The organism is Aurantiacibacter flavus (assembly GCF_039710615.1).
Taxonomy (GTDB): Bacteria; Pseudomonadota; Alphaproteobacteria; order Sphingomonadales; family Sphingomonadaceae; genus Alteraurantiacibacter; species Alteraurantiacibacter flavus.
Window position 1 is genome coordinate 1 of the sequence record NZ_JBDLBR010000016.1, and the last position, 5,431, is coordinate 5,431.

At 60.2% G+C, this 5,431-nt stretch carries 1 protein-coding gene; it reads left to right on the forward strand.

All coding sequences use genetic code 11. The features are described from left to right. Nucleotides 1-5,431: calcium-binding protein (locus ABDJ38_RS16820; protein ID WP_346786293.1), on the forward strand; the 5,431-nt coding region annotated here is incomplete at both ends.

Sequence of the window (5,431 nt, forward strand, 5' to 3'; positions counted from 1 at the left end):
TGCCATGTCTATGGTGGCCAATTCAGGCGACAATACCTTCTACGGAACCAGCCAGGCGGACACGCTGAACGGCGGCACCGGGAATGACACCCTTGTCGGGCGGGCCGGTAACGACATCCTCTCAGGCGGCTCCGGCAACGACCTCCTGATCGGGGGCGGTAACAACGATACCTACCTGTTCAATCTGGGGGATGGGCAGGACATTATTCAGGATGACAGTCATGGCTGGGGTGCCGGCTATGGCGGCACCGACACGCTGCAGTTCGGCGCCGGGATCGATCCGGGGGACGTGATCGTCACCCAGGCGAACAACGGCAACGACTATGTACTCTCCATCAGCGGTACCACCGATCAGGTGACGCTGTCCGAAGCCATAAACAACAACAATGCGGCTATCGAAAGCGTTGTTTTCTCAGATGGTACTGTCTGGGACCAGGGTGCAATCAACTCGCACCTTTTCGAGTGGTTCTCCGACATCAATGGCACGAACGGAAATGAGGTTCTGAATGGTACGTCTGGCAATGAGCATATCTATGCTTATGACGGCAACGACACGCTGACCGGCAGTGGGGGGAACGACTACCTGAACGGCGGCAGCGGCGATGACACCTACATTTGGAATCGGGGCGACGGCTCCGACACTCTGTATGATACCAGTGGCATCGATACGCTGCGGTTCGGTGTGGGTATCGTCGCATCTGACCTGTCGTTGAGTGTGCCCCCGGGGGACGCCGATTCTCAGGGACTGATCATAGCGGTGGCCGGCACCTCCGACCGCCTTTACCTGCGCAATCAGAACACCAACAATGGACGTGCGATCGAGCGCTTCGAGTTTACCGACGGCACGATCCTTACCGATGCGCAACTCCGCGCTCAGCTTATGAGCAGTATCGTTACAGACAATGGCGACCGTATTTACGGCACCGGCTACGCAGACGTTATCGTCGGTGGAGCCGGCAACGATGACATATCCTCGGGCAATGGCAACGACACGCTGACCGGCAGTGGGGGGAACGACTACCTGAACGGCGGCAGCGGCGATGACACCTACATTTGGAATCGGGGCGACGGCTCCGACACTCTGTATGATACCAGTGGCATCGATACGCTGCGGTTCGGTGTGGGTATCGTCGCATCTGACCTGTCGTTGAGTGTGCCCCCGGGGGACGCCGATTCTCAGGGACTGATCATAGCGGTGGCCGGCACCTCCGACCGCCTTTACCTGCGCAATCAGAACACCAACAATGGACGTGCGATCGAGCGCTTCGAGTTTACCGACGGCACGATCCTTACCGATGCGCAACTCCGCGCTCAGCTTATGAGCAGTATCGTTACAAACAATGGCGACCGTATTTACGGCACCGGCTACGCAGACGTTATCGTCGGTGGAGCCGGCAACGATGACATATCCTCAGGCAATGGCAACGACACGCTGACCGGCAGTGGGGGGAACGACTACCTGAACGGCGGCAGCGGCGATGACACCTACATTTGGAATCGGGGCGACGGCTCCGACACTCTGTATGATACGAGTGGCATCGATACGCTGCGGTTCGGTGTGGGAGTTGCCGAATCTGACATTCAGATAACGTCGCCCCTTGTAGACGGGGCCAACTTTGGAATTACGCTGTTAATTAGGGGTACGCACGATCGCATCGACCTGCCGGCCGAGTTCGGGACGGGTCAAATCGAAAATATTGTCTTCCAATCAGGCTCTGTCTGGAACGTGAGTACGCTGCAACAATTGGTTCGTAGCAATAGCGTTGATGGTCGCACCGTCGCTGTCACTATGGGCAACGATACGATCGTAGGGGCTGGTGGTGATGACAGTCTTCGCGGGATGAAGGGAGACGATGTCCTCCGCGGAGGCCGAGGATCCGACGTCTATAACTTCGCGAAGGGGGATGGCCACGATGCGATCTACGACCCCACCGACGCCCAGTCGACCGACACTCTGGTCCTCGAAAACATCAACGCCGCCGACGTACAGGTGTTCGTATCGCCAACCGACGCGCAGGACCTCATCCTCTATATCGACGACGACAATGTCATCTATCTCGATCAGCAGGCGGAAAGCGGCTCGTCGGGCATCGAAGTGGTGCAATTCGCCGACGGCACGACCTGGGATCGCGCCACGCTGGAGGCCAAGGCGGGCGGGCTGGGGACGGCTGGCGACAACACGCTGACCGGCACCAATTTCGGCGATACTTTGCAGGGTGGCCTAGGCGACGACACTCTGATCGGCGGTGCCGGCAACGATACCTATGTGTACAATGTCGGCGATGACGACGATACGATCGTCGACGACAGCGGCGCGGGCAACGATCCGAGCCAGGCGGGCAATTCCGGCAATATCAATACGCTGGCCTTCGGTGCCGGAATCACGCTTTCCGATCTGGTGCTGACACAGCCGGTCGATGGCGGACCTTTGGTGATTTCCTTCGTATCGCTGGCGGGATCGATTACGCTCGACGGGCTCGATCCCGGCGGACGATCGGGTGTCGACCAGATCCACTTTGCCGATGGCTCCAGCGTGACGATGGCCCAATTGCGCGCATCTGCCATCGATGCGACCGTAACGACGGGCGATGATCTAATTCGCGGTTTTGGCAGTGACGACGTGCTTGGCGGCGGAGCAGGCAATGACGTTCTGGCGGGCGGAGCTGGCGCTGACACCTATGTTTTCGCCCTTGGCGATGGTGCGGACATCATCGCCGAGATGGCCGACGGATCGACCAACATACTCGCCTTCGCTGCGGGGATCGCCACGGCGGATATCCGCTTGCTTCGTCCAGCCGATGCGCCGGAGGATCTCGTCCTCATGTTATCGAACGGCACCGACGAGGTGACGATCAAGAGCCAGTTCACCAATAACGGTGCTGCCGGAATTCAGCAGATCCGGTTCGCCGACGGGACGATCTGGCAGGCAGCGGATTTCGAGACGATCCTCCTCGCCCAGCCGGCGACGGCGAGTGCCGACTACCTCATCGGGGCTGCAAACGGCAATGTGATCGACGGTCTGGCAGGCGACGACGTCATCCTCGGCGGAGCGGGAGACGATGTTCTCTACGGCTCGGAAGGCAACGATCATCTGTATGGCGGAGCCGGCAACGACGAATTGCACGGGGGTGCGGGCGACGACATTCTCTCAGGCGACACCGGAACCGATCTGCTCGACGGCGGCGAGGGATTCGACATCGCCGATTACAGCTTCTCCCTCGACAAATGGTCGATCGATCTCGCTGCCGGAACAGCGAGCATCGTGACCACGCAAAATTCCACGCTCAGCGAAACGTTGAGCGGGATCGAGGGTGTGATCGGCGGGCTCGGGGCCGATATCATAACGGGCGACGGCAACAATAACCGTCTCGAAGGCGGTGGCGGAAACGACACGCTCGATGGAGCCGGTGGCAACGATACCTTCGTATTCGACGGGGATGAAGATGGTGTCGATGCCATCCACGGCGGCAGCGGAAACGATGTGATTGAGGCGGCATCCGACAACACTGTTATCGACCTAAGCGCACTGACCAGCGTGGAACTCATAACCGCGCTGGGCCACGCCAACGTCACGATCGAGGCGACCGACGGCGCCGACACGCTCGATTTCTCGGCCTCGGTGCTCCATGGCATCGTCTCGATCGACATGGGGGGCGGAGATGACGTGGTTACGGGTTCGCTCGGCGCGGATACGATCAATGCGGGGGCTGGGAACGACATCATTCGCTATGTCGGAACCTCGACCGGCGCCGATCAGATCGATGGCGGAGTAGGGAGCGACACGATAACGGCGGGAGCCGACGATACAGTCATCCTGCTCGGCAGCTTCCAGAATGTCGAAGCGATCTCGGGCGGCGGTTTCAGCAATGTCGTTCTTGCGCGAACCGACGATAGCGAGACGACCGACCTGAGTGCGATCGTCGTTTCCGGCCTGACCTATATCGACCTCGCGGGCGGCAATGACAGCTTCGTTGGCACTGCCGGGGCCGATATCGTGCGCGGCGGGGCCGGTGACGACAGTCTGACAGGAGGGGCCGGCGACGACGTCTTCCAATATGCATCGCCGGACTCCGGATACGATGCGATCAATGGCGGCGCAGGGTCCGACCAGCTGCAAGCGGTGGCGGACGGCGCTGTTATCGGGATCGGGTCGATCAGCAGTATCGAGGCGATCGACGGCAACGGCTTTGCCAACGTTACGATCGACCTGGGCGATGGAGACGATCATCTCGACCTGAGCAATATGGTCGTCACCGACGTTGCGGCCATTGTCGGCGGCAAGGGCAATGACGTCCTGCGAGGCAGCACTGGCGACGAGACGTTCCTCGTTTCCGGAACGGATCAGGGCATCGACGATTTCGAGGGAGGCGCGGGCCAGGATCGAATCCTCGCCGGAGCCGACGGGACGGTCATCCGGGTCAGCAGGCTGGTCAATGTCGAGACGATCGATTCTGGTGGCCACGCAGCGGTCAACCTCGCTTTGACCGACGGCAACGACACCCTCTCGCTCCAGAGCGTGACGCTCACCGGGATCGGCGAGATCGACCTCGGTGCTGGCGCCGACAACTTCACCGGCTCGGCAGTGGGCGACGTCATAGCCGGTGGTGCCGGCAACGATACGATTTCAGGCGATGCCGGCGACGACGTCTATCTGTTTGGTCTCGGCGATGGCAACGACATCATCAGGGAGAAGACCGCCAGCGGCGTTGGCGGCGGTACCGATACGCTTCGTTTCGGCGCTTCCATCCTGAGTTCCGACGTCGAGATTACCCGCATCAATAGCGGCAACGACTACCTGCTTACGATCGCGAATGGTGGCGGCACCGTTCAGATTGTCGGCGGTGCGGGTAACGACATGGCAAGCTGGCTCGAGACGATCGAGTTCGCCGACGGTACGGTGTGGACGCGCGAGATGCTGGACCAATCCGTCGTCCCCTATACCGAGGGTGACGACAATATCGACGGTACTACTGCATCCGAAACGCTTCATGGTGGTGGCGGCAACGATACTATCAGAGGCAAGGGCGGCGACGACCGTCTCTATGGCGACGCCGGCAACGACACAGTGCTCGGCTATAACGGCCGCGATATATTGAGCGGGGGCACGGGCAACGATCTTCTGGTCGGGGGCGGCAACAACGACATCTATCTCTTCAATCTCGGTGACGGACAGGACACGATTCAGGAAGACAGCCACGGCTGGAGCGTCGGTTACGGCGGCACCGACACGCTGCAGTTCGGCGCCGGGATCGATCCGGCCGACGTAATCGTCACCCAGGCGAACAACGGCAACGACTATGTACTCTCCATCAGCGGCACAACCGATCAGGTGACGCTGTCCGAAGCCATGAACAATAACAATGCGGCTATCGAAAACGTCGTTTTCGCAAATGGTACGACCTGGTCCAGTAACGACCTGCATGCCATGTCT